Source organism: Methanobrevibacter sp. (genome assembly GCF_030539555.1).
Classification (GTDB): Archaea; Methanobacteriota; Methanobacteria; order Methanobacteriales; family Methanobacteriaceae; genus Methanocatella.
Map to the genome: position 1 here is coordinate 1 of NZ_JAUNXX010000004.1, position 23,598 is coordinate 23,598.

Here is a 23,598-nt window from a genome sequence, read left to right on the forward strand (position 1 = left end):
GGTAACTATACAATTTTTTTCCGACTTCCTTTTTGTTAGTAAATTTTTAAAGATATAGTTACTTTCGAACTAAAATTTTTGATTACTTAACCTGTTATTATGGTTACTATACAATTTTTCATGATGTCCTTTAGCTAAGAATATCTTTCACTAAAAAGATTAGAATATTATCAATTGTTTTTATTTAATATTTGTTGAATATTGCTCCACATATCATTCGATTTGAACTTGAATGAGTCGGATTTCTTCATCAAATTCTAAACTAAAATCCTCAGGTAATTTTTCAATAATTATAAATTTTTTCATAATTCTCTTTGGGTATGAGGTATAGGAATATTGGTATCAGAAAGTAGCAGTACAATCTTACTCATGTGCAAATATATTTAAAGTATTTAAATATTGAATTACAAATTAAAAGTTAAATCAATTTTTCTCATAGGTGTGTGTCAGAGTGGTCAAATGAGATAGGTTCAGGGCCTATTGCTTAGTGCTTCGTGGGTTCGAATCCCATCACACCTACTTGAAATATTTTCAAAATAATTAAATCCAGAAAAGTATTATCCCATTTTCATCAACATCCCGAATGTTGGCGCTGATTTTACATACTAACATTCAAGAAAAGATTAGCGTGTTTTCACACAAAGTCACACTTCAAAAATATTTATTATTAATGACAATAAAGAAATATATGATATTCTTGCTTCAAAATTAGCTAAATTAATCAACATCGACAAACCAACTTTCATATTCATTGATAAATCAAAAAACAAACTGGAAAAGATAAATAATTTCAATGAACTATTTTTAAATAATTTAAACAATATTCAAAAGCAACCTATTAAAACATAAAAACATAAAAAATTTTCATGATTCTTATGTTTCTTATGTTTTTCAAGAATTTGGAAAATTTAAAATACACTTACTTCAAAAGTAAAATTCCTGATTACACAAATCCGATAAAAGGGTATCTATACAATTTTTCGCTGATTTCCTTTTTGTAAATAGAATTTCAAAAATTAAGAACATCCTATCGGTACTGTTTTCTCTGATTCCAGATTTTCCTTAAACTACTTAAACCGCCACAATTTTGGTCAAACGAGTCCATATTCGCAGTTAATTCAGCTACTTTAAGACTTGCTTTACAACCATTTTTAATTAAACGTTTGCCTTGAGGTTTTTTCATCCGGGAAACGGCATAATTTATATCCTGTGCGGAAGCAACATTTATTCCTAAATCCTGAGCCAAATCATTACTTGCATGTTGGGTATGGAAACCCAAAATTTTTACCGCTGGAACTCCTAAAGCCCCGACTTCGATTGTCAATCCCATTCCTGCACAATAAATTACTCCCTGTGAAGCATTCATCAAACTAATCAAATCAACATAACCTTCAACAACAAAAATATTGTTTTTGGTGATATGGGGTGTTATAGTGGATGTTTCAAACCTGAATGGAATGACCAGTATTGTTTTATCTATTTTTTCCACTTCTTTAATTATTTCGGGAATATCTGAAGCTCTTGTATCTCCGCCTAAAAAAAGAACATAAAAATCATCATGCCGATACTGTTCATATATTTTTTCAGCTTCCAATATTGGAACTCTCTTTACATATTCTGCCTGAGGATATCCTTTAATATTTACAGTATTTGTAATATCATACATCTCTTCTAACTGTTTTGCAGCTGTTTTATTCGGAACGGTGATTAAATCCGCATAGGCTATCATTTCTATGGGGTTATAAATATCCTGTTCTATATGAAGTTTGGGCAGATTTAATTTTTTTGATGCTGCGATTCCTTTACGAACGTCTCCTGCATTCCCGCATGTTATCGTTAAATCAACAGGATGTTTTTTTAAGGCCTTATATGTGCGGACAGTATCTCTTAAAACCAGTCTTGCGATTGTAAAATTGCTTCTTTTCTTTGTTGTGTTCCTTCGCCCTTCACCTATTGAAAAAATTTCATTACTATAGGGACTCAATAATTCCATTGCCCCGTCACTATGGGTTAAAGATAAAATATCTGCATTGACTTTTTCAATTATAGGAATTAAGGCTTTTGCCGGAGCGGTTTCTGCTACAACAGCGATATTCATTTATTACTCACCTTTTTAATATTGACCAGATAAATCATTATAATTATTGAAATTAAATAGAATAAAAATACGACCAGATCAGTAGGTCCTGTTTCTATCCATATTATTAAATGAGCCATCAATATCGCATACAATGCAATGAAGATGCTCCTGACATTAATCTGTACTTTATAGATTAAATTAATTATGAATCCCAAGATTGTCATTTGCAATAGCATTGCATATACTCCAAAATCCAGCAATGCCGGTCCAAAAATTGTTGAAGTTGTTGAATGCGCATATCCTAATGTGGTTGAGCCGACAATTACCCTTGGATCTGAAGATTTAAAAAATCCCATAAGGGTATTATATAATAACTGGCCGTGAGTGCTTCCCTGCATAAATGCTGCACGGTCTAGGACCTGTAAAGTGTATCCTGCCCTATAAAATAACAGTTCAATTGGAGTTGTTGTCCAGCTTTGCCATTCAATTGATTTAACCGCAATATATCCCACTACCATCAGCAATAGAAATATGGCAATTATGGATAATATCAGATATTTCCAGGCCAGATCCTTGGTATAATACAAGGTTATCAGCACGCTTATTACAATGGCTATTGCAGTTGTTCTATAACCGGTAGATACGAACAGCAGTAAACCCAATATAAAGAGCAGAAAATATTTTTTGTTATCGTATTTTGCCAGTAGGATATTAATCGAAGGTAAAAAGATTAAATAACTCAATAGCCATATCCTTGTTGCTGCACGGGCTTTAAGATAACCGCTAAATAAAGGAATTCCTCCCAAATAGATTAAATTCACTATCTGAAGCAATATTCCAATTATTACCAGTGATAAAACTAAGCGCTCTGAGAAAATCTTATCTGTTTTTTCAGAATTTATATTGATTTCTTTATTCTTAAGGAAATAATTTGACAATATCATTCCTATGATATAAAATAGGATTCCTAAGAATATTATTCCAATGGTGTATAAATCAACACCAATTAACTTATTTAAATGATAATTAAAGGCTATTCCTGAAGATATTAAATAAACAATGACCAATAGAACAAATACCATTGGTGAAAAAATATCATATTTTTTATAATCCATAATCATCTACCATAAAATAGTTAATTAGCCTCAAATAAATAGTAAATATATAATTATATTTTTATAAAGTTATATAAACATTTTATTTTGATGAATATATTCAATCAAGTGAGGAACATGTCTAATAAGGTACTTAGGAATAGTTTCATTTTAGTAGTGGGCAACTTACTTTTTAGAGTGGGCGGCTACATTAACAGACTATTAATGAGTAGAATGCTCGGACCGGAAGGATACGGTTTATATGGATTAACTTTACCGTTTCAGGGAATATTCCAAATTTTATCTGCCGGAGGATTGCCTCCTGCAATATCAAAATATGTTGCAGAATATAATGCAAAAGATGAAAAAGCTCTGACCCGGCAGGTTATTTATACTGCAACCAAGTTCATGGTTTTAATGGCAATATTGTTAAGCATTATCCTATTATTTTCATCAGATTTTATTGCAAACGTAATATTTCACAAACCGATGGTCGTATGGCCATTAAGAGCCGTTAGTCTAATAACTCCTTTTAGTGTAATTGTAGGGGCTATGAGAGGTGCATTTCAGGGAGTTTATAAAAATGAATATACTGTATATAACAGGATGGCCGAACAGTTAGCAACAATTGTTTTTGCTGTTGTATTTGTCTATTGCGGATTATATGCTATGGGAGCAGTATTGGGAGGAGCATTCGGTTTTATTGTTTCGGCTGTAACTGCAGTATTGTTATATAAAAAATTCATCAGTCCGATGTTCTATTCTGAAGATTCATTGGATTTAAGTCTTAAAGAGGAATTAAAATTATTGTGGATGTTAATCTGTTTTGCGGTGCCTGTAGCTATTACTGCATTATCTGAAATGGCAATTTATGATGTTGGCACATTGGTTATAGGTGTTTTAATGTTGTCTACCGATGTTGGGTTTTATAATGCCGCAGATCCTATTTCAAGAATTCCCTTAGTTATTTCACTATCAATTTCAACAGTATTGCTTCCCGCAACAGCGGAAGCTTATGTTTTAAAAAATCAAAAATTATTGCAGGAATATGTTGTGGACTGTTTGAGATATTGCATTCTTACAGTCATTCCAATGTGTGTAATGATAAGCATGTTCAGCATGCCTATTATTCAGTTACTGTTTGGAAATGTTTATACTCCGGGTTCAGGAGTTTTAAGCATATTGGTAATAGGAATGTCTTTTTATAGCATATACATGATTAGTAGCAGCATACTTCAGGGCACTGGAAATCCCAGATTGCCGATGTATATACTGCTTGGGGGCACTGTAATAAATATTGTGTTGAATGCAGTTTTTGTTAAACTGATGGGTATTGTAGGTGCTGCCATAGCTACAACAATAACTACATGTATATTGATGATTATTATAATGCTATTTGTAATCAGGACCACCAAAATATCAATTCCATGGAAAAATATATTGCTAGTGTTAATTTGCAATTTAATTTTAATGGCAGTTTGTTATTTAATTCCTAAAACATTAATTGGTTTGATTATAGGAATTGTAATTGGCAGTGCCATCTATTGCGTATCATTAATAAGGTTAAAAGTTTTAACAAAACGTGATATAACCTTTTTTAGCCAGTATATTAACAAAATACCTGTACTAAAAAAATATACTCCTAAAATAGTTAAATATATTGAAAAAAAGAACTACTATGCAAAATAGAAAAGTGATAAATCTGAATCACATGTTCGTATGCGTATTTTCAGATTCATAGTTCGAAATTAAAGCTTACGGTTGTAAATTTCATGCCGCTATCGCGGATTTTTTTAGATTTTATGTTGACGTCTCCGTATTTCTTTAAGAAAGTATTGATCTCTCTTGAAACAGAATTGTAATTTTTCCTGTCATAAACCCTGTAGTTTCCCATGAATTTAACAGTTTCATTTTTATTTAGGACATTTACTTTATCCATTCTGTATGATTCGTTATTTTTCTCTAAAACGGAGTTTACTTTGGTCACTATTTCCTCTTTAATTTTCTCTTTTTCCTCTACTGTAATCATGATTTCTCCCCCATTATTTTAAAATTATTTTTAACATTGTGTTCCAATAGTTTTTAAAGCCACTGGATGTTTTCAAAATCATTAATCGAATAATTCCTCCTTCGCACATTCTTTAGGAATAGGATTATTCTGCAACTGCTTTTGAGACTTTATGGGAATTATGGCTTAAATTATTTTGTCTTAAAAAAATTTAAAACAAAACTTTCCATTGCCTAGTTATTATTATTATCGCCATCCTGTTATTTAAATCATATCTCAGCATGTGATGAGCAAGGCTCCTAAGTTATAAATAGCTATAAAAAGAATATATTAACATGAATTTCATGAATGATGATGCAAGCATAAAACAGTTTCAAATGATTAAATTCATTAATGAAAATTGCGATGATGACCATGTGATGTCAAAAATTACGGTTGTGCTTCGTCGGGATAAGATTGAAGCTCCCTATTACATGATTACTAAAATCCGAATGTCTTCCTGCATTGACAGACCGGAAAAGGGACTTATTCATGCAATGGATGTATTCAACCATACAAGAAGGCATAATTTAACCGAGGATACATTCAATGAAATCAAATCATTAATCATTGCCGACGGTTATGAATCAAGTCTGGTGAAAATCTCTGAGGATGACAAACAGCTGAAGATGGTTTTAATGTCCAGAAATGATGATGAAATCGCTGATCTCTTTAAAAAATATGGAAAACTCTTTGATAAAATAGATAATTTGACAGACTAGTGTTTGGGTTTTGAGTTATTGGTCATGTTGAATATGAAAGCCAAAAATACAATTTTGCATCCGATCGAATTATTTTCCATGACTCTAGTCCTGGGAGTTGAAATAGGACTTGCCGCAATAATATTTCATTGCGCTCTCGCACCTTAAGATAATGGTAGTTTTCGCATTGTCCTGATATGTGGAATAATTTCTCTGAAATGAAAAAAGGGCATTGAAAATTACATTCAACACTTGATAAAAAAAGAAAATTTGAGGTGTTTTAATTAAATTGTTAAAACACTCTTTTCAGTCTCTTCTAAATAAATCTCTTGTGTATACCTTATCTGTAACATCGCCGAGGATATGTGAATCAAAGCGGTTTGCAATAATCACATCACTTTCGCTCTTGAAACGGTCAATGTCATTCACCACTTCGGATTTAAAGAATTCGCTTCCATCATCCAATGTTGGCTCATAGATGATTATTGGAATTCCTTCAGCTTTAATGCGTTTCATGACGCCCTGTATTGCTGATGCTCGGAAATTGTCACTGTTACTTTTCATTGTGAGTCTGTAAACACCGACAGTCTTAGGATTCCTTGAAATGATTTGGTCAGCAATGAACTCCTTGCGCACGGAATTGGAATGAACCACTGCCTCTATCATGGTCTGCGGAACGTCCTTATAATTTGCAAGCAGCTGTTTTGTATCTTTAGGTAAACAGTATCCTCCGTATCCGAATGAAGGGTTGTTGTAATGTCCTCCGATACGAGGATCCATGCATACTCCGTCTATTATCATCTGTGTATCAAGGCCTTTGGTCTGGGCATAGGTATCAAGCTCATTGAAGTAACTCACTCTTACGGCAAGGTAAGTGTTTGCAAAAAGCTTAATTGCCTCGGATTCAGTTAAATGCGCTAAAAGCACTGGAATGTCCTGTTCAGGAGAACCTGCTCGTTTTTCCTCTTCTCTTGCACCTTCCAGAAGAAGGTCTGCAAACATCTGCCCTTCTTCTTTTTGATTATCATCACATCCAACAACTATGCGGCTTGGATGGAGATTGTCGTAAAGCGCTTTGGACTCACGAAGGAATTCCGGACTGAATATTATGTTTTTTATTCCATATTTTTCTCTCACGGATTCTGTATAGCCAACAGGTATTGTTGATTTGATAACCATGAGAACGTCCGGATTGACCTTAAGGGTCCATTCTATAGCGTCCTCAACGGCAGAGGTATCAAAGAAATGGTTCACGTCATCATAATTTGTTGGTGTGGCTATGATAACAAGTTCGGCATTCTTGTATGCGGATTCCTTGTCGGTAGTTGTATTAAGATTAAGTTTTCTTTCTCCTTCACGTGCTTCTTTAAAAAATCTTTCAATCTCATCGTCCTGTATTGGACTGATAAACTGATTTAGTTTTTCTGCTTTTGATTCTGTAGTTGTGATTGCTGTAACATCATGTTTTTGAGCAAGTAGAACGGCAAGTGAAAGCCCTACATATCCCACACCTGCAACTGTAATTTTCATGTTAAGTTTTCTCCTATTTATCAATTTTTTTTTATCTTGATTGTGCAAAAGTACATCATTTCTTTGAGGTTGAATTGCACAAACGGCAGCACTGTCACTTTTGAAAATGCTCTTTTCAATTCTTAATATATGTATCATCTGATTTAAATAGTATATGCTATGATTGAAATTCAATGCCATACATTGTTTTGAAATCTTCAAAAATCAGAATTTTCACCCGGAGATGTGAAAAGTAAAGTTGATATCCATGATTCAATATATGTTTAAGCATGGCAGGTAAATTGAATGTTTATGGCATCGTCGAAATTGTTTGCGGAATCGTCATTCTTGTTGGATCTCATTTTCTCAGTGGAAGCGGAATGATGGGACCTTTCACAGCAGTACTGGCATTGCTAATCATTGTCGACGGAATACTTAGAAACAAGCATTTATTCAATAATTGAAGATATTGTGTAAAACATTGGATAAAGATGCGTTTGTATGGGAAATATCATATTTTGTTGTTCGTTGTTGAGGGTTTGATTCTTATAAGCGGATCCATATATAATATTCGCAAAATCGATAAAAGTAACTGTCAATGACAGATTTACCCAAGCATGGCATTTTTCGAAGGTCATGTTTTTTGATGTTATATCGGTTAGTGAAAGCTATTTCTTTCGGATAGACTATTTAAAATATGGATTATATAATATTGAATTAAGCATTAAAAAGGTTTTGAACATTATGAACATTTTAATAACTAACGATGATGGTGTTTTTGCACCGGGGATACTGGCTGCAAAACAGGCAATTGAGGATTTGGGAAATGTTGTTGTTGTGGCTCCCGATAAGAACAACAGCAGTATAGGGCGTCGTTTGTCATTATTTAATCATCTGGAAATTAATCGCTACAAACTTGATGATGGAAGCTTGGCCTATTCTCTTTCAGGCACTCCTGCAGATTCTGTAGTCGTTGGTGCAGACTACCTTATGGACGAAAAACCGGATTTGATTATAGCAGGGATAAATCAGGGCATAAATATAAGCTGTGATGTCACTTCTTCAGGCACTGTCTGTGCAGCTCTGGAGGCGGCCAGTTTGGGAATTCCTGCAATAGCTGCTTCGTTATTTGTAGACCCTAAAACTTCCTACAAACAGGATGAAAATGGGGAGTGGTATGTGGACTATGATTTTACATTGGCAAAAAAGGTTTTGCGCAATCTCGTTTTAAAAATAATCGATGAAGGATTTCCTGAGGGCGTTGACTTATTTAACCTGAATGTGCCTTCAAATTATGAATGTGAAGACGTTAAAATCACTCGCCTGTCCCATAAAATGCTTGATAAGAAAGTCATTGACAATACTGATGAGGAAAAAAAAGACATATTCAACTATCCTCTCGATGAAAGTCAGGACAGGGATGATTTAATCATGATAGTCTCTGATTTGGTTAGGGATTATGAGGTTGGAAGCGACGGATATGCGTTGACTGTGGAAAAAAGACCAAGTTTAACCCCACTTAATGTAAATATGACTTATACGGAATTGAATGACTGGAAAATATAGTCGATGAAAGAATTTCAGGCATCTGATTTTCAAACCGCATGCATGAATCTGCAATCAGTAATACTCGTCATCATCGTCTTCTTCACTGGAAGTTCTATCTATTTTTTTAATTGAGCGTATGACTTTATTGATTTCGTCTATTCCTTCTCCTTCAATGGCCGAAATAAATATTGAATTGTCGGCATTGTCAATGTATTCATTAAGATATTCCCTATCTTCAATCAGATCCATTTTATTAAAGAGGTAGTAAACGGGAATTTCAGAAAATATTTTCTCAATCTGCTTTAACAGGTTATACTGGTTGTCAAGGTGGAAACCGCAGGTTTCGGATGCATCAAAAATAAACAATATCGCATCGGCCAGATGTTCAAGCGCCACAATCGCATTCATCTCAATATCATTCATCTCTAAAACGGGCCTGTCCAATAATCCAGGTGTATCAATAATCTGTATGCTTCTCCAATGCATTTCAGTATGTCCGATTTGTATTCCCTTAGTTGTGAACGGATAATTTGCAACTTGAGGATCGGCACCGGTAATCTGTTTTAGGAGAGTTGATTTGCCCACATTGGGAAAACCGGCTATTACGATTGTAGTTGCATCAAAATCAATTGTAGGCATATTTCTCAGGTTCTGTTTTGCAAAATCCAAAAAATCCAAATCCTTTTTGATTTTATTTACAACAGATGAAATTCTTCCGTAAGCCTGTTTTTGAATTGCAGTTGCTCTTTCAGAAGGGTTTTTCCTGATTTTTGCACCATATTCTTTTTCAAGTTGGGTTATGATTCCGTAAGCCCAGTTAAGTGCACCAAGAGATTGTTTCATATCATCAACCCCTACGGTAATGTCAATATAATCCTGATAAAATGGATGAAGTTCTTCAATTTCAGGAACCGCATCGATAATTGATTTTAGTTTATCTTTAATAACCTGACAGGAAGTGACTACTCTTCTCTCTTCAATTCTTTTACCTTTCAAATGTTTTGGTATTTTCTGACTTCTGATTAGGTCTGCCTGTTTTTTACCTCTGCTGAATCCCTTGTCTAACAATTCTTCGGGAGTAGGTATTGTTGGTATCATCATTATATCACTCTAAATATCAGTTGCTTATATGCTTTCTCTCTCAACCTTTCTATACTATAGTTTAGATTTGGCAGGTTAATTAAATTTGTGGATAAGGTTGTGATATTTTAGTTGGTATATTATTTGTTTTATATAATAATTAATATGAAATGTTTACTATGGGAATTACTGATTATATTAAAACTAGATATAGAATAATCATGTAGGGCAGTACAATACAGGTGCAGTTATTTGGCTGGAGATAGAAGTCAAACTAATGTTTTGATGTGGATTGTGGTATACCACATGATAATTTCCTTTGGATGAATTTTCATCTCTATGCCAATGTTTTAAACATAAATTATAAAAAAATAAGAGTAATAGTTTAAATAATTAAACATAAGGAAAATAAATGATGCTTAAATTATTTTTACAACTAATGAAATAGGAGTTTATTTTAATGAAAAAAATATTTGAACCTGTTGAATTGAATAACCTGACTGTCCGCAACCGTCTGATACGCTCTGCCACTTGGGAAGGAATCGCAAATTCAGATGGCAGCTTGATGGAGGAAGCCTACGACATCTATTGCGAGCTGGCAAAGGGCGGTATTGGTGCAATCATCACAGGCTTTACAAGTGTTGTTCCACACGATCACAATTCGGACGGTACGATGAGGCTGTGTGATGATACGTTGATTGACCAATATCGTGAGTTGGTAGAAATAATCCACACTGAGGGCTGCCCTGTCATCACTGAGATTGCTCTTGGGGATTATCATCGGGAAAAGAACGGCAGGCACATGCAGGTGGAGCCGGATGATATGTATGTGGAGGAAATACAGATGGTAATCAGCCAGTTTGTCGATGCAGCTGTACGTGCAGAAGAGGCAGGCTTTGATGGTATCCAAATTCATGCCGCTCACTTCTTTTTCCTGAGCCGTTTCATATCTCCTGCAGCTAATCACAGGACAGATAAGTACGGCGGATCAACAGAAAATCGATGCAGGATTCTAGTTGAGATTATAGAGGGCATCCGTAAGGCTGCCCCGACACTTCATATCACAATAAAAATCAACTCCAGCGATTTCACTTTTGGAGGTGTGGATGAAAAGGAGTGCATTGCTATCTGTAAGATACTGGATTGCTCTGGAATTGACTCCATTGAGGTCAGCGGCAACGGCACTTCTGTTGCAGCAATCAGGGCACATGTCAATGAAGGATATTTCGTATCCGCTGCCATTAAGATTGCAGATTCAGTGTCATGCCCTGTATCTGTTGTCGGTGGATTGCGTAGCAAGGATACAATGGAATACATTATAAATAAGACAAATATAAGTATGATTTCACTATCACGGCCGCTCCTGCGAGAACCTGACCTTCCCAATAAGATGAAAAATGATTCTACTGTGATTTCAAAATGCATATCCTGCAATCGTTGTTACTCCTCACATTTACATAAATGCATCTTGCGGGAGATGGATTTGCCATGATAGTTGGGTGAATGTTTTGAATGAATATTTGGTTGTAAATATATTCTCAAGTAGCTCTTTATTCATACTTAAGACTTTTATAAGTTGATATTTTGAACTACCTCGAGCTGTGGAGCTCGAGGTAGTTCAATAGTATTAAGCATTTTCAGGACTAAAACCAAATACTTTAAATGCTAACTTGAAAGCAAGAGGTCTTACAATGAAATTAATTAAACAATAAGCTACAAACCAACGAATTGGCCACATTAATAAAAATTGGTCAATTGGCAAATTTGTTGTCACACCAAAAATTAGAGGTATGATAAAACTCATTTGCAAACTAATAAAAAAGGGCACTGGATTCCAAATTCCTGTTTTTTGTCCTGGTTGGAAGTTAAACACTTTAACGGCCAGTTTAAACCCTAACGGATTGCAAATAAAGTTAGCAAAAAAATATGCTACTGGCCATCTGATTGGCCATAATGCTACACATAACCAAAGAGGCATTCCAGTAGGCACAGCAAAGATTAAAGCCATTACTAGACTCATTATTAAACTTATAAAGAATGCTACCGGGTTCCAAATTTTCATATTAGATTTTTATATTTTTCCAGGGTATTAATATTTTTTGGCACATTTAAAAATGGAAAATAGGACAAAATTATTAAGGAAAAACAACTTTTAAAATTGCAAATGTTAATGTTAATGTTGAATCCAGTTGGGATATCATCGTAAATGCCCTCATAAAAAATTCATCTTAAACATAAGTTAATTAAGTAAAAGAAGAAAAAATAATATGTCGAGTATGTCCAAGAAATTTGATTCAAGTTAGAGAATATTCATTAGTCTTTAACGATGACGACTGTAAAGATTGCGATACATGCATTAATTCATATCCAAATGATGCTTTAAAAAAAGAGGAATGATTATATGATTGAAACTGATGTAATAGTAGTAGGTTCCGGACCTGCAGGTTCAAGTGCTGCAAAACACGCTGCATTAGGTGGCGCAAAAGTTATTTTAATGGATAAAAAATCTGAAATAGGTTCGCCAAAAAGATGTGCTGAAGAGGTACCGGTTGCAGGTCTTGAAAATTTGGGAATCGAACTTTCTCCTCGTTGGATTGCCAAAAGAATTGATGGTATGAGAATTCTAACACCCGACGGAACAGACATATGGTTAACAAAAGATGAAGTAAATCTTTCTGAAGCAGATTGTGTCCTTGAAAGAAAAGTATTCGATAAACACATGGCTATGGATGCTGCAAGAGCAGGTGCCGAAATCAGAATTAAAACTTTAGTAACCGGTATCGAAAAAATTGAAAACGGTTTTATTGTCAAAACAGAATCCATGGGTAAAAAAGAGGATTTCAAATGTAAAATACTGATTGCAGCTGATGGTCCTGAAGGACATGTCGCAAGATGGGCAGGTCTTCAACCGGCTGCAAAAGCAAAAGAAATGGGATCATGTGTACAATACGAAATGTGTAATGTTGAATTCGAAAAACTAGGTTTCAGTGAATTTCATTTTGGATCATGTGCTCCTGGAGGATTCGCATGGGTTTTCCCTAAAGGAGATGACATTGCAAATGTTGGTTTAGGGATTCTTCCTCACAAAGCAGAAAAAACAGCTAAAGAATACTTGGATGATTTCATCGCCAAGTCTCCATACTTAAAAAATGCTCAGGCTGTCGAATTAAATGTTGGAGGAGATCCGGCTGGAGGAATGACCAAAAAACTTTATGATGACAATATTATGGTTGTCGGAGCTGCGGCAGGTCAGGTAAACCCATTAACCGGTGAAGGAATTATTCCTGGCATGATTGGTGGGATGTATGCCGGTCAGGTAGCGGCTCAGGCTATTAAAGAGGATTGCTCTAAAAAATTCTTAAAATTATATGATAAAATGGTTCGTGAAGAACTTGACTATGAAAATAAAGGATATAAAGAAGTGCAGGATTATATATATTCCCTGTCTGATGAAGAATTAAATGAGATTGGTCATGCACTTCATGAAGAAAGCTTTGATGAGATTTCCGCTAATGAAGTACTTGAAAAAATAATTAAAATATCCCCAAAAGCTTCACTCAAATTAGGAAAATTAGTACAGTGAAAAAGCATTGCAATCATGGATTTTTTCAAATGGCTGGTATAAATATGAATCTGTTTATATCATCCATATTTAAAGTTTTGCAATATATATTTCAAATCTAATTTTCCAGATTATTGTTTTAAAATCACATATGAAGGGGATATAGATAATTTAGACTATTGAATACTCTATTGATTTTATGAATTGTTAAGCTAGAACAAATTATAAGTAATTGATATTTCCGATGGTATCGTCATTTGTAGCGCTATTTAAAAATTTGTCCTTGGAACTTATAGACGTCACAGCTTTCATCCATCCAGCTGTCAGCACTAATTCCTGCTTTCATACATGTATGTTCTAAAAAGTCTTCTATTGTAAAAGCATTTTCTGTTGCAACTTGTGGAAGTAAAAGACCTCTTGAATATCCTTTTTGAATAATCAGTCCGTCTCGGCCAATTTCAATTTCTTCAAAATACTGGTCAGGATGTGCCACATGGATTATTTCAGGTTTTGTAAGCACTGTAACTTCAAAATTAAGTATTTGAAATTCATCCTTTGTCACCGCACTGAATCTAGGGTCGTTAAATGCAGCGGCAATTGCCACTTCGATTGTTGCATTTATTGCAGGTTCTATCGGTTCGGCATATCCTATACATCCTCTCAAATCATTATTTTTATTTAATGTTACGAAAACTCCTAATTTTTCATCCAATTCAATAGGGTAATCTTCAGGAAGTTCTAATTTTTCTTTTGTTTCTATATAATGTTCTATTGCTTTTTTAGCTATTTCCACTAAGTATTGTCCAGCTCTATCGCTTATCATTATCCCATTCCTCCAACTAGTGCATTTAAAATTCTTGTGTGTGGTCCGCCATCTCCTACAGGTGCGGTTTGTCCGTCTTTTCCACAGAATCCCACGCTTAACTTAAAGTCATCTCCAATGGCATCAATATTTTTCAGAGTCTCCAGAATATTTCCGGAAAGTGACACGTCTCTTAGGGGTGTTGCAATTTCACCGTTTTTGATTAAATAACCTTCAGCGGCATTGAATTGGAAAATGCCTTTACCGGTATCTACCTGGCCTCCTCTTGAACCTTTAAGGTAAATTCCATCAGGAATATCCTCGATTAATTCATCAAAGGTATTTTCTCCTGGTTGCAGGTAGGTATTGCTCATTCTCACAATCGGTTGGTCGGATATTATTGATCTTGCATTTCCGGAGGATTTCATTCCTAATTTTGATGCGGTTTCTCTTGAATTTAAAAGTGAAATTAATTTTCCATCCTTAACTAACTGGTTGGGTTTTGTCCTGACTCCTTCAACGTCATACGGGTAGTATCCAAATCCGTCCTTTCGGCTTGCATCATCAAAGATGTTTACTATATCTGATGCAATCATATCTCCCATCTTGTCTTTCAGGATGGAATCGTTTTGCAGAATCAGGTCTCCTTCAACGGCATGGCCCAATGCTTCATGAATTAGAACGCCGGTCAGTTCAGGGTCTGCAATTACAGGGAATTTTCCGGATGGTGCTGCTTCGGCATCAAGCAGCCTTACTGCCTTTTGGCCAATTTTTCTGCCGAACTCTTCAATGTCTGTATCTTCAATCACTTCAAATCCTTTAACTCCGCCAATGCTGCCATGTCCGAATTGTATGATTGCACCGTCAGTTGCGGATGCATTCAGGGCCATTCTAACTTTACTTGTGATTGTTTGGATTTGGCTGCCTTCGCTGTTCATGAATATCTCATTTATTTCGCCATCGGAATAGCTTACTGTGGTACTGTTGACTTTGTCAATGGATGCGGCATCGCTTGCATCTTTCATAATCTCTTTTTTCTCTTCGATTGAAATATCTTTAAATGGTATTTTAACGTCTACTTTAACTTTATCTTTAATGATTTCAGCTTCACTTAACTCCACATCCCCTGTAAGTGAATTGGATAATTGAATAGCGGTATCTGTAATGTCATTTAATTTAGATAAATCTGTGGTGTATGCAAATCCCCAGGCTCCATTTTTTAACACTCTTATTCTTGCTCCTAAGCTCATTCCAGTGTTAATTTCATCTACATCGCCGTCTTTCATTAGTATGGAAGTGTTGTCACTCATTCCAGCTCTAATGTCGATGTAATCAACTTGGGGGATTGTTTGTGAAATAATTTTTTCAAATAAATCGATATATTCTTCCATCTTATCCCTCATGAATATTAATCTAATATTTATTTATGGTTACCTAGATAATAAAAGTTATTTATATGATAAGAATAAACATAACAATTGACATATTAAAATTAAAGAAATTCGGTGATTAGATGGTTGTTATTGTTGGAACGGGAGCTGGTGGAGCCATAATTGCTCGTGAATTGGCAAAAAAGGATATTCCAGTTACTATTATTGAAAAAGGACCTTATATAAAATCAAAAGATGCATTTAATTATTATGATTCCTATAATGATTCTGTAGATTTATTGACAGCTACATGCATTGGGGGCGCTACAATAGTGTCCATGTCCAATATGGTAAGGGCACTTGATGAGGAATTGCATGAGTTCGGCATAGATTTGACGGAGTATTATGAATATGTTGAAGATTTAATCAATGTGCATCAACTTGACGATTCGCATATTGGCAGAGGAACACAATTGTTTTTGGATGCAGGCCATGAACTGGGATTGAACACCCTTAAGATGCCCAAGGCTATTCGTGAAAAAGATTGCATCCAATGCGGAAAATGTGCATTCGGATGCCCGGCAGATGCAAAATGGTCTGGAAAAGACTTTGTTGATGAAGCAGTCGAAGCTGGTGCAACATTAATAACTGATGCTGAAGTTACAGATGTCATACTTGAAGATGGTGTTGCCTGTGGTGTTGTTTATTTCAAGGATGATGAAAGGCATTCGATTTTTTCAGATACTGTAGTCCTCTCTGCCGGAGCCATTGGATCTGCACTGATTTTAAGAAATCTAGGCATTGATGCCGGCCGTGAGATATTCTTTGACCCGTTTGTCACTGTTGGAGGATATCTAAAAGACATCAATTTCAACACCGAAGTGCAGATGGCTGGCCTGGTTGTCGGAAAAAACTTTGTTTTGTCTCCTCACTTCTCATCATTCATTAAATGCAATATTGATGATGAAACTGTCGAGGATAAGGATATCTTAAGTATCATGGTAAAGACTTCTGATGAATGCAAAGGGTATGTTGACGATGATGGAGATGTTGTAAAAATAAACACCATTCAGGATATAAGATGCCTGGCGGAAGGAGTAGCTGCAGCAGGTTTTATATTAGAAAAAGCGGGAGTCGACCCAAAAACTATCGGTTCAACAGTTTATAGGGGAGCACATCCCGGCGGAACCGCACCTATAGGAAAAATAGTCGATTCCAATCAGGAAACAGAAATAAAAGGTTTGTTTGTCAGTGATGCAAGCGTATTGCCAATATCTCCTGGAAAACCTCCAATATTGACAATCCTGGCGTTATCCAAAAGATTGGCGGATTATTTAATATCCGGTATGGAAGATTAATTAAAATCATGAAAAAAGCTATTATTATTCTTTCAAAAAAAAATAGATAAGAAGATTATTCGAACTGTTTGTCGATATCTTCTGTTTTTATTAATTTTTCACAGTAATGGCATCTGACAACTGGGGGATATTTATTAATTACATTAAAAATTGGGGTAATCGGTTCGTTTTTATAGTTGGTTATACATTTCGGATTTGTACATTTGATGATTGATGTGATTTTGTCCGGAAGTATAATCTTATCTTTTTTAACTGTTTCAAAATTCCTAATGATGTTTATTGTAGCTTTAGGAGCAATTAAAGCAACTTGATTAAGTTCCTTGTGATCCAATTCCCTATTTTCAATTTTTAAAATGTCTTTTCTGCCAATCTGTTTGGAGGAGACATTCATTGCTATTGTAACATTTTGTGTTTCATTGTCCGGAAGACCTAATATTTTAAGAATGTGCAATGCTTTATTGGCGCTGATATGATCTATTACAGTACCATTTTCAATAGCCTTGATTTTCAATTCGGATTTTTTGTCTCTTTTCAATTTAATCTACCTTTTATACATTTTTAAATCTTTCGTTTCGATTATTGCTTCAGTATCATTAACAATCTTTTCGGGACTTTTATTCTTTGTTGAAATTGCAAAACTTTCAATAACTCTGGCTCCACGCATTTTAACTTTCTCTTCAAGTCTTGCAAGGTTGGTTTCACCACGATTGCCGTCCATGGTGGCAAATAAAACAACATCTTTCCCTTTAAAGTTGCATCTGTCGATAATTGTTATTATTGCAGGGGTAGGATTTCCCGCCCATGTCGGAGAGCCTACATAAATTGTGTCAAAATCGCTCAGGTCTATTTTTGCAGGGTGAATATCAGTTTTTGTTTCTCTAAATGCATTGATGGATGACAATAATCTATTTTTAAAACCGTCACGATTTTTCAAATCATGAATTTTAACTAAACTTGCATTCAAATTTTCAGCCAGTGTTTTTGCAACCAATTCGGTTGTTCCTCCATTTGAATAATAAATTATTAATGTCGCCATATTCGTATCCCCTATTTAAGGATGAAGGCCAAAGTGTGTCAGTCCCGCCTGTTCGTCAATGCCTAGGATTATGTTCATGTTTTGTATGGCTTGACCGGATGCACCTTTAACAAGGTTATCAATAGCGGATAGCATTACAATTCTTCCGGTTTCATCTATTTCAAATCCGCCAATATGAACAAAGTTGGATCCTCTAACAGAACTTAAATGAGGCACTTCCCCATCATCCATAAGTTTGATGAAGTATTCTTCACCATATTCCTTTTCATATAATTTTCTTAATTCGTCTGGAGTGATATCATTATTTTCATCATTTAAAAAGCTATGGCTTGTAGTTTGGATACCTCTAATGACAGGCACAAGGTGCGGTGTGAATGATACTTTAACGCCTTCAAAGCCTTTTAATTCTTGTTGAATTTCAGACATGTGTCTATGTGAAGATATTTTATATGGATTTACATTATCTGCAATATTCGGATAATGTGTGGTTGCAGACGGGTTAACTCCCGCTCCACTAACTCCAGTTTTTGAATCGATGATAATTCTTTCAACCAATTCATTTTTAACTAATGGATATGATGACAGGATTGCACCTGTCGGGAAACATCCCGGATTTGCAACGAGATTTGCTTTTTTGATTTCATCTCTGTATAACTCGGGAAGTCCGAACACGCCTTTGTTTTCACTGTCGGTATGCTCCATTCCATACCATTTTTCATAAACTGCAGTGTCTCGGTACCTGTAATCTCCGCTCAAATCAACAACTTTCGCTCCGGTTTCTAGGATTTTCGGAACAATTTTCATTGATGCACCATGGGGAGTTGCGGTAAATACGACATCTGCATCTAGTTCGTCGGGGTTTTTGTTTTTAAAAACAAGTCCTGAATCTCTTATGTGCGGGTGGATTTTATGTGCAGGAGTTCCATCGTATTGTCTTGAAGTAATGTCTGTAATTTCCACTTCAGGATGGTTCAAAAGCATTCTTAATAGTTCTCCACCTGTATATCCGCTTGCTCCTATAATTGCCACTTTAAACATTCTATAATCTCCTTTTAATCTTCACAGTTATCTAAAATTTTTCCTTCAAAATCGGTATTCTTGATTTTTTTAATAATCTTGCAGCTGCTGTCAAGTTCATCTTTGTGGTAAACTTTAACACGCTGCACGCGTGCTTTAAGGCCTCTCTTGTCAATTTCTGCCTGTAGTTTTTCAACGTTATGGGTTTGGTCAGGGCCTATGGCTATAATGTCCGGGTCAATATCTTTCACAATTTTAAAGATATCTCCTTCTTCATTACCAAGATAAGCTTCATCTACGGGCTTTAACATTTTAACCAATTCCAAACGCTGGTTTTCACCAATGATGGGGACTCTTTTTCTTTTCTCGACTGTTGAGTCACGAGCCACTACAACATAAAGTTTGGATTTGTATCCTCCAAGGTTCTTTGCTTCTTCAAGATAAACTCCATGTCCTGGATGGAGCAAATCAAATGCACCGCTTGCCATTACTTTTTTCATTCAATTACCTCTTCTGGTATTTTAAAGCTTCAGTCAAATCAATTTTATTAGTATAAAGTGCAGAACCGATCACGATTCCTTCCACTCCGCTTTCATTCAATTTCTTAATGTCATCTATTGTTGTTATTCCTCCGGAATAAACTATTGGAATATCAACGGATTTCTTTAAATCTTCAACAGGTTGTGTGTAAAAACCACCTAAAAGACCTTCAACATCAACATTGGTGAATAATATGCTTCCGGCACCATGTTCCTTAAACTCTTGAGAAAGCTCAACGGGGGATTTGTCAATCTTTTCCTGCCATCCTTTTATCACGACTTTATTGTCTTTGCTGTCAAGTGAAATCATAATTCTCTCAGAACCGTATTCATCTGAAAGTTCGGTTATTGTTTCGGGGTGCTGAATTCCCATAGTTCCAATAATTATTCTTTCAATATCCAAATTCAGAAGCTTTTTAGCATAATCAATATCTCTGATTCCACCACCAAGTTGGATTGGGATGGAAACTTCTTTTAGGATTTTTTTGATTACTTCAAAACTGCTTTCACCGTCAATTGTTCCGGATAGATCAATAACGTGGATGTTTTTAGCTCCCAAATCTTGCCAATGGCTAGCAACGAGTTCCGGATTTTCTATTTTTACCATTTCACTTCCAGGTTTGCCTTGAACAAGTTGTACACATTTTCCATCTTTGATGTCAACTGCAGGCATGATTAGCATTTCATCTTTTTTAAATGACATTTACGATTTTTCCTGTATTTTATTATAATATAATTATATGTTTTGAGATGTTTTATAGGTTATTGTTAACATTAATTTAGGTATACCTAAATTTATATAGTATTTCAAACAAAGTTATATATAATTAATTAAAGAAGGAATATTGATGAGTACAATTATAGAATTTAAGAATGTGAACAAGGAATATAAATCTGGAGGTCACATCCTAAAAGCTATGGATAATGTTAACTTTACAATTGATGAAGGAGAGTTTGTTGTAATCCTCGGACCATCTGGAGCCGGAAAATCAACACTCTTGAACTTGTTGGGAGGATTGGATTCACTAACTTCCGGTCAGATAATTGTAAATGGACAAAACGTTGAAAGCTTCAATGACAATCGGCTTACAGAATACAGGGCTAAAAATGTTGGTTTCATTTTCCAGTTTTACAATCTAATTCCAAATTTAACCGCTCTGGAAAACGTTGAACTGATGAAGGATATTGTGGATGTGAACATTAACGGTCTTGAAGTTCTTGATTCAGTCGGGCTTAAGGACCATGCAAACCAATTTCCAGCACAGCTTTCCGGTGGTGAACAGCAGAGAGTATCAATTGCAAGAGCTGTAGCTAAACAGCCTACAATGCTTTTATGTGATGAGCCGACAGGAGCATTAGATTCTAAAACAGGTGTGTTAATCTTGAACTTGCTTCAGGATATGAGCAACAATAAAAACACCACAGTCGTGATTGTAACTCACAATGCAATACTGGCGGAGGCCGCCGATAAGGTTATCAGAATCAAAAACGGCCAGATAGAAAGTATTGTTGTTAATGAAAATCCGCAAAAGGTCACTGATTTGGAATGGTGAGCTATGCTTTTCAAAAAGATGTTGAGAGACATCCGGAAGCATAAAACCCAATTTTTATCTATTTTTTTAATGGCATTTTTAGGAGTTTTTGTCTTTTCGGGTGTCGGCGGAGAATCAGTAGGCCTTGAAGTTAATATAGATAACTTTTATGAGGACACTAACCTGGCGGACGGTTGGATTTATTCAGCCAATATAAGTGACTTGTTTTTATATCAGGTTGACTGTTTGGGTGCAACCACACAAATGGAAAGGCAGCTGGTGGTCGATTCGGTGGCGGACTTTGATAATGATCCGGACATTACCTTGCACTTTGTGGAAAACAATACGATATCCAAGTTTTATCTGCTTGAAGGTGAAAAATTGGATGTCAATGACAGTGAAGGCGTATGGCTGGATAAAAGTTTTGCAGATGCTAAAGGTCTGAAAGTTGGGGACAACATTTCCTTTGAGTTTCAAGGATATGAAATAGAAAAGGAAATTAAAGGATTGGGATATTCTCCGGAATATGTTTATCATGCATCCACTTCATCTGTCATTCCTGATTTCAACAAAATAGGCTTCGCATACCTGTCTTATAAAGCATTTCCAATGGATAATGTGTCTTATAACGTTTTGAATGTTAAATTTGATGGAACACCTGAAAACTATGAAGATTTATTGTCATATCATATGGACGGGTATTACAGCTCATTTATTCCGATGTCAGAACATTCAAGTGTCAGTCAGTTTTCAGAAGAAATGGACCAGCACAGAATGATGGGCGATATTTTCCCGGTTGTATTCATTTTGATTGCAATGTTGATTCTTTTGACAACAATGACAAGGATAATTGCACACCAAAGAACTCAAATAGGTATCTTAAAAGCCAGCGGATTTAAAAACCGTTCCATAATATTTCATTATGTTTCCTATGGGTTCTTGCTGGTTTTGATAGGTTCAATTTTAGGTTTGATTGTTGGGCCGATGACATTGCCGCAGCTTTTCTATCCTTCAATGAGTGCAACATATAAAATGCCTTCATGGGATCCTGCATGGAGCATGAATTTTGTCTATGTGGCAGCATTGATGGTCATAATGGCATTGGCGGTTTCATATTATGCCGCAAAAAGCATTTCAGATGAAAAGCCTGCTGATACAATAAGGCCAAAAGTGCCTAAGCTTTCTTCATCAGGCTTTGTTGAAAGATTGGGTATGTGGAAACATTTGTCATTCAATGCACGGTGGAATTGGCGTGATGCCAAAAGAAACAAGTTCAGGGCACTAATGACAATCATTGGTGTCATCGGATGCAGTGCACTTCTGATATGTGCATTCGGAATGTATGATGGAATGAATGATTTAAAGGAATGGGAATATAATCAAATCAATCATTACGATTCAAAATTAGTGATAGAAGAAAATGCAACAGATTCTCAAATAGATAGTGTTGCTGAAGATGTAAATGGTGATAAAATAATGGAAGGAGCTATTGAAATTGAATCTGACAACGCTAAAAAATTGGCTTCACTACTGGTGTTGAACAGCACTGATTTGATAACTCCAACTGATTATGACTGGAACAAAATAGAAATTGCAGATGATGAAGTGTCAATATCCCAGAAAATGGCTGACATGTTGGGAGTTAAAGTTGGAGATACTGTAAAATGGCACATGATGGGTTCAGACAAATGGGTTAAAACAAAAATCGATAAAATCCATGCAGACCCGATATCACAGGGATTCATAATGTCTGCCGATAAGCTAGAAGATCTGGATTTAAACTACACTCCAACAAGCATTGTCACAGCACAGCATATCAACCAAAGCTATGATGGGGTTAAAGCGGCAAATTCAATGAAGGATATGACTTCAAGTTGGGATGAGCTGACAGAATCAATGTGGCTTTTAATCTACATCTTAATATTCTTCGCATCTCTTTTGGCAGTGATAGTTCTTTATAATTTGGGTTTATTGTCATTTACAGAAATCGAAAGGGAGATTGCAACACTTAAGGTTTTAGGATTTAAAAGTGGCGCCCTTAGAAGATTGCTGTTAACACAGAACCTGTGGTTTACAGCTATAGGGTTTATATTGGGTCTTCCTGTCGGTTATGCTATTTTAGCAGTAATGTGGGAATCATCTGGAGATTCATTTTACATATTGCCTTCCATATCCCTTACAAATTTCATATTGACTGCACTGATAACCTTTGCATTGTCAATCATTGTAAACTTGATGTTTTCAAGAAAAATCAAGGGATTGGATATGGTCGAATCACTTAAAAGCGGTGAGTAGGTTCTCCTATTCACACTCACTTAGTGAC

The 23,598-nt window shown here is 35.4% G+C and carries 23 protein-coding genes; 10 read left to right on the forward strand and 13 right to left on the reverse strand.

Annotation, left to right across the window (positions count from 1 at the left end; translation table 11 throughout):
- Positions 1 to 1,027: 1,027 nt before the first annotated feature.
- Positions 1,028 to 2,098 (reverse strand): hypothetical protein, encoded by a 1,071-nt coding sequence (locus tag Q4Q55_RS01765; RefSeq protein WP_303371099.1) that lies wholly within the window; start codon positions 2,096 to 2,098, stop codon positions 1,028 to 1,030.
- Complete coding sequence (locus Q4Q55_RS01770; RefSeq protein WP_303371100.1) at positions 2,095 to 3,195, reverse strand: oligosaccharide repeat unit polymerase family protein; 1,101 nt, start codon at positions 3,193 to 3,195, stop codon at positions 2,095 to 2,097. Before Q4Q55_RS01770 ends, Q4Q55_RS01765 begins: the two co-directional genes overlap by 4 nt.
- 117 nt (positions 3,196 to 3,312) lie before the next feature.
- Here Q4Q55_RS01770 and Q4Q55_RS01775 point away from each other — a divergent pair, with 117 nt between their 5' ends.
- Complete coding sequence (locus Q4Q55_RS01775) at positions 3,313 to 4,863, forward strand: flippase (RefSeq protein ID WP_303371101.1); 1,551 nt, start codon at positions 3,313 to 3,315, stop codon at positions 4,861 to 4,863.
- Positions 4,864 to 4,909: 46 nt separating this feature from the next.
- Here the strand turns inward: Q4Q55_RS01775 and Q4Q55_RS01780 are convergent, their stop codons facing one another.
- Positions 4,910 to 5,203, reverse strand: coding sequence for a hypothetical protein (locus Q4Q55_RS01780; protein ID WP_303371102.1), 294 nt, complete (start codon positions 5,201 to 5,203; stop codon positions 4,910 to 4,912).
- A gap of 314 nt (positions 5,204 to 5,517) precedes the next feature.
- Between Q4Q55_RS01780 and Q4Q55_RS01785 the strand changes: the two genes are divergently transcribed.
- Positions 5,518 to 5,943 (forward strand): hypothetical protein, encoded by a 426-nt coding sequence (locus Q4Q55_RS01785; protein WP_303371103.1) that lies wholly within the window; start codon positions 5,518 to 5,520, stop codon positions 5,941 to 5,943.
- Positions 5,944 to 6,228: 285 nt separating this feature from the next.
- Here the strand turns inward: Q4Q55_RS01785 and Q4Q55_RS01790 are convergent, their stop codons facing one another.
- Positions 6,229 to 7,452: a nucleotide sugar dehydrogenase gene (locus Q4Q55_RS01790; protein ID WP_303371104.1), complete on the reverse strand. Its 1,224-nt coding sequence runs from the start codon at positions 7,450 to 7,452 to the stop codon at positions 6,229 to 6,231.
- Between the two features lie 269 nt (positions 7,453 to 7,721).
- Between Q4Q55_RS01790 and Q4Q55_RS01795 the strand changes: the two genes are divergently transcribed.
- Both Q4Q55_RS01795 and surE read left to right on the forward strand, forming a co-directional pair.
- Positions 7,722 to 7,895, forward strand: coding sequence for a hypothetical protein (locus Q4Q55_RS01795; protein WP_303371105.1), 174 nt, complete (start codon positions 7,722 to 7,724; stop codon positions 7,893 to 7,895).
- 280 nt (positions 7,896 to 8,175) lie between these two features.
- Positions 8,176 to 8,997: a 5'/3'-nucleotidase SurE gene (gene surE, locus Q4Q55_RS01800; protein ID WP_303371106.1), complete on the forward strand. Its 822-nt coding sequence runs from the start codon at positions 8,176 to 8,178 to the stop codon at positions 8,995 to 8,997.
- A 54-nt stretch (positions 8,998 to 9,051) separates the two neighbouring features.
- Here surE and Q4Q55_RS01805 read toward each other — a convergent pair whose 3' ends face one another.
- Positions 9,052 to 10,080 carry an NOG1 family protein gene (locus Q4Q55_RS01805; RefSeq protein ID WP_303371107.1) on the reverse strand — a complete coding sequence of 343 codons (1,029 nt, stop codon included), beginning with the start codon at positions 10,078 to 10,080 and terminating at the stop codon, positions 9,052 to 9,054.
- A 439-nt stretch (positions 10,081 to 10,519) separates the two neighbouring features.
- Here Q4Q55_RS01805 and Q4Q55_RS01810 point away from each other — a divergent pair, with 439 nt between their 5' ends.
- On the forward strand, positions 10,520 to 11,551 hold the full coding sequence (locus tag Q4Q55_RS01810; protein WP_303371108.1) for an NADH:flavin oxidoreductase: 1,032 nt from the start codon (positions 10,520 to 10,522) through the stop codon (positions 11,549 to 11,551).
- 135 nt (positions 11,552 to 11,686) lie between these two features.
- Here the strand turns inward: Q4Q55_RS01810 and Q4Q55_RS01815 are convergent, their stop codons facing one another.
- Positions 11,687 to 12,121 (reverse strand): hypothetical protein, encoded by a 435-nt coding sequence (locus tag Q4Q55_RS01815; RefSeq protein ID WP_303371109.1) that lies wholly within the window; start codon positions 12,119 to 12,121, stop codon positions 11,687 to 11,689.
- Positions 12,122 to 12,321: 200 nt separating this feature from the next.
- Here Q4Q55_RS01815 and Q4Q55_RS01820 point away from each other — a divergent pair, with 200 nt between their 5' ends.
- Positions 12,322 to 12,456 (forward strand): ferredoxin, encoded by a 135-nt coding sequence (locus Q4Q55_RS01820; RefSeq protein WP_303371176.1) that lies wholly within the window; start codon positions 12,322 to 12,324, stop codon positions 12,454 to 12,456.
- Between the two features lie 4 nt (positions 12,457 to 12,460).
- Positions 12,461 to 13,642, forward strand: a complete 1,182-nt coding sequence (locus Q4Q55_RS01825; protein WP_303371110.1) for an NAD(P)/FAD-dependent oxidoreductase — start codon at positions 12,461 to 12,463, stop codon at positions 13,640 to 13,642.
- 244 nt (positions 13,643 to 13,886) lie between these two features.
- Here Q4Q55_RS01825 and Q4Q55_RS01830 read toward each other — a convergent pair whose 3' ends face one another.
- Together Q4Q55_RS01830 and Q4Q55_RS01835 are read right to left on the reverse strand one after the other, a co-directional pair.
- On the reverse strand, positions 13,887 to 14,444 hold the full coding sequence (locus Q4Q55_RS01830) for a TIGR00296 family protein (RefSeq protein ID WP_303371111.1): 558 nt from the start codon (positions 14,442 to 14,444) through the stop codon (positions 13,887 to 13,889).
- Positions 14,444 to 15,814, reverse strand: coding sequence for a TldD/PmbA family protein (locus tag Q4Q55_RS01835; protein ID WP_303371177.1), 1,371 nt, complete (start codon positions 15,812 to 15,814; stop codon positions 14,444 to 14,446). The genes Q4Q55_RS01830 and Q4Q55_RS01835 overlap by 1 nt, the downstream gene beginning before the upstream one ends.
- A gap of 122 nt (positions 15,815 to 15,936) precedes the next feature.
- Here Q4Q55_RS01835 and Q4Q55_RS01840 point away from each other — a divergent pair, with 122 nt between their 5' ends.
- The gene (locus Q4Q55_RS01840; RefSeq protein WP_303371112.1) at positions 15,937 to 17,151 is read left to right on the forward strand and encodes a GMC family oxidoreductase N-terminal domain-containing protein; all 1,215 of its coding nucleotides are present in this window, start codon (positions 15,937 to 15,939) and stop codon (positions 17,149 to 17,151) included.
- A gap of 55 nt (positions 17,152 to 17,206) precedes the next feature.
- On the opposite strand, the gene pyrI is transcribed toward Q4Q55_RS01840, so the two are convergent.
- Genes pyrI through hisA form a run of 5 tightly spaced genes read right to left on the reverse strand, consistent with a single transcriptional unit; the run spans position 17,207 to position 20,446 of the window.
- Entirely contained in the window at positions 17,207 to 17,686 is a 480-nt protein-coding gene (pyrI, locus tag Q4Q55_RS01845) for an aspartate carbamoyltransferase regulatory subunit (protein WP_303371113.1), read from the reverse strand.
- A gap of 6 nt (positions 17,687 to 17,692) precedes the next feature.
- On the reverse strand, positions 17,693 to 18,187 hold the full coding sequence (locus Q4Q55_RS01850; protein WP_303371114.1) for a flavodoxin domain-containing protein: 495 nt from the start codon (positions 18,185 to 18,187) through the stop codon (positions 17,693 to 17,695).
- A 15-nt stretch (positions 18,188 to 18,202) separates the two neighbouring features.
- Positions 18,203 to 19,225, reverse strand: coding sequence for an N-acetyl-gamma-glutamyl-phosphate reductase (argC, locus tag Q4Q55_RS01855; RefSeq protein WP_303371115.1), 1,023 nt, complete (start codon positions 19,223 to 19,225; stop codon positions 18,203 to 18,205).
- Between the two features lie 14 nt (positions 19,226 to 19,239).
- Positions 19,240 to 19,704 carry an adenylyltransferase/cytidyltransferase family protein gene (locus Q4Q55_RS01860; protein WP_303371116.1) on the reverse strand — a complete coding sequence of 155 codons (465 nt, stop codon included), beginning with the start codon at positions 19,702 to 19,704 and terminating at the stop codon, positions 19,240 to 19,242.
- A 4-nt stretch (positions 19,705 to 19,708) separates the two neighbouring features.
- Positions 19,709 to 20,446, reverse strand: a complete 738-nt coding sequence (gene hisA / locus Q4Q55_RS01865; RefSeq protein ID WP_303371117.1) for a 1-(5-phosphoribosyl)-5-[(5-phosphoribosylamino)methylideneamino]imidazole-4-carboxamide isomerase — start codon at positions 20,444 to 20,446, stop codon at positions 19,709 to 19,711.
- Positions 20,447 to 20,591: 145 nt separating this feature from the next.
- Between hisA and Q4Q55_RS01870 the strand changes: the two genes are divergently transcribed.
- Together Q4Q55_RS01870 and Q4Q55_RS01875 are read left to right on the forward strand one after the other, a co-directional pair.
- On the forward strand, positions 20,592 to 21,296 hold the full coding sequence (locus tag Q4Q55_RS01870) for an ABC transporter ATP-binding protein (RefSeq protein WP_303371118.1): 705 nt from the start codon (positions 20,592 to 20,594) through the stop codon (positions 21,294 to 21,296).
- A gap of 69 nt (positions 21,297 to 21,365) precedes the next feature.
- Positions 21,366 to 23,570, forward strand: a complete 2,205-nt coding sequence (locus Q4Q55_RS01875; RefSeq protein WP_303371119.1) for an ABC transporter permease — start codon at positions 21,366 to 21,368, stop codon at positions 23,568 to 23,570.
- Positions 23,571 to 23,598 lie beyond the last annotated feature (28 nt).

What these genes read in the sequence shown, in the direction of transcription:
- Q4Q55_RS01795 (WP_303371105.1), top strand. Translation starts at nt 7,722, where the DNA reads ATGGCAGGTAAATTGAATGTTTATGGCATCGTCGAAATTGTTTGCGGA.
- Q4Q55_RS01840 (WP_303371112.1), top strand. Translation starts at nt 15,937, where the DNA reads ATGGTTGTTATTGTTGGAACGGGAGCTGGTGGAGCCATAATTGCTCGT.
- Q4Q55_RS01830 (WP_303371111.1), bottom strand. Translation starts at nt 14,444, where the DNA reads ATGATAAGCGATAGAGCTGGACAATACTTAGTGGAAATAGCTAAAAAA.
- Q4Q55_RS01860 (WP_303371116.1), bottom strand. Translation starts at nt 19,704, where the DNA reads ATGAAAAAAGTAATGGCAAGCGGTGCATTTGATTTGCTCCATCCAGGA.
- Q4Q55_RS01825 (WP_303371110.1), top strand. Translation starts at nt 12,461, where the DNA reads ATGATTGAAACTGATGTAATAGTAGTAGGTTCCGGACCTGCAGGTTCA.
- Q4Q55_RS01790 (WP_303371104.1), bottom strand. Translation starts at nt 7,452, where the DNA reads ATGAAAATTACAGTTGCAGGTGTGGGATATGTAGGGCTTTCACTTGCC.
- Q4Q55_RS01785 (WP_303371103.1), top strand. Translation starts at nt 5,518, where the DNA reads ATGAATTTCATGAATGATGATGCAAGCATAAAACAGTTTCAAATGATT.
- Q4Q55_RS01765 (WP_303371099.1), bottom strand. Translation starts at nt 2,098, where the DNA reads ATGAATATCGCTGTTGTAGCAGAAACCGCTCCGGCAAAAGCCTTAATT.
- Q4Q55_RS01775 (WP_303371101.1), top strand. Translation starts at nt 3,313, where the DNA reads ATGTCTAATAAGGTACTTAGGAATAGTTTCATTTTAGTAGTGGGCAAC.
- Q4Q55_RS01780 (WP_303371102.1), bottom strand. Translation starts at nt 5,203, where the DNA reads ATGATTACAGTAGAGGAAAAAGAGAAAATTAAAGAGGAAATAGTGACC.
- Q4Q55_RS01815 (WP_303371109.1), bottom strand. Translation starts at nt 12,121, where the DNA reads ATGAAAATTTGGAACCCGGTAGCATTCTTTATAAGTTTAATAATGAGT.
- Q4Q55_RS01850 (WP_303371114.1), bottom strand. Translation starts at nt 18,187, where the DNA reads ATGGCGACATTAATAATTTATTATTCAAATGGAGGAACAACCGAATTG.
- Q4Q55_RS01875 (WP_303371119.1), top strand. Translation starts at nt 21,366, where the DNA reads ATGGCATTTTTAGGAGTTTTTGTCTTTTCGGGTGTCGGCGGAGAATCA.
- argC (WP_303371115.1), bottom strand. Translation starts at nt 19,225, where the DNA reads ATGTTTAAAGTGGCAATTATAGGAGCAAGCGGATATACAGGTGGAGAA.
- Q4Q55_RS01835 (WP_303371177.1), bottom strand. Translation starts at nt 15,814, where the DNA reads ATGGAAGAATATATCGATTTATTTGAAAAAATTATTTCACAAACAATC.
- Q4Q55_RS01805 (WP_303371107.1), bottom strand. Translation starts at nt 10,080, where the DNA reads ATGATGATACCAACAATACCTACTCCCGAAGAATTGTTAGACAAGGGA.
- surE (WP_303371106.1), top strand. Translation starts at nt 8,176, where the DNA reads ATGAACATTTTAATAACTAACGATGATGGTGTTTTTGCACCGGGGATA.
- Q4Q55_RS01810 (WP_303371108.1), top strand. Translation starts at nt 10,520, where the DNA reads ATGAAAAAAATATTTGAACCTGTTGAATTGAATAACCTGACTGTCCGC.
- Q4Q55_RS01770 (WP_303371100.1), bottom strand. Translation starts at nt 3,195, where the DNA reads ATGGATTATAAAAAATATGATATTTTTTCACCAATGGTATTTGTTCTA.
- Q4Q55_RS01870 (WP_303371118.1), top strand. Translation starts at nt 20,592, where the DNA reads ATGAGTACAATTATAGAATTTAAGAATGTGAACAAGGAATATAAATCT.
- hisA (WP_303371117.1), bottom strand. Translation starts at nt 20,446, where the DNA reads ATGTCATTTAAAAAAGATGAAATGCTAATCATGCCTGCAGTTGACATC.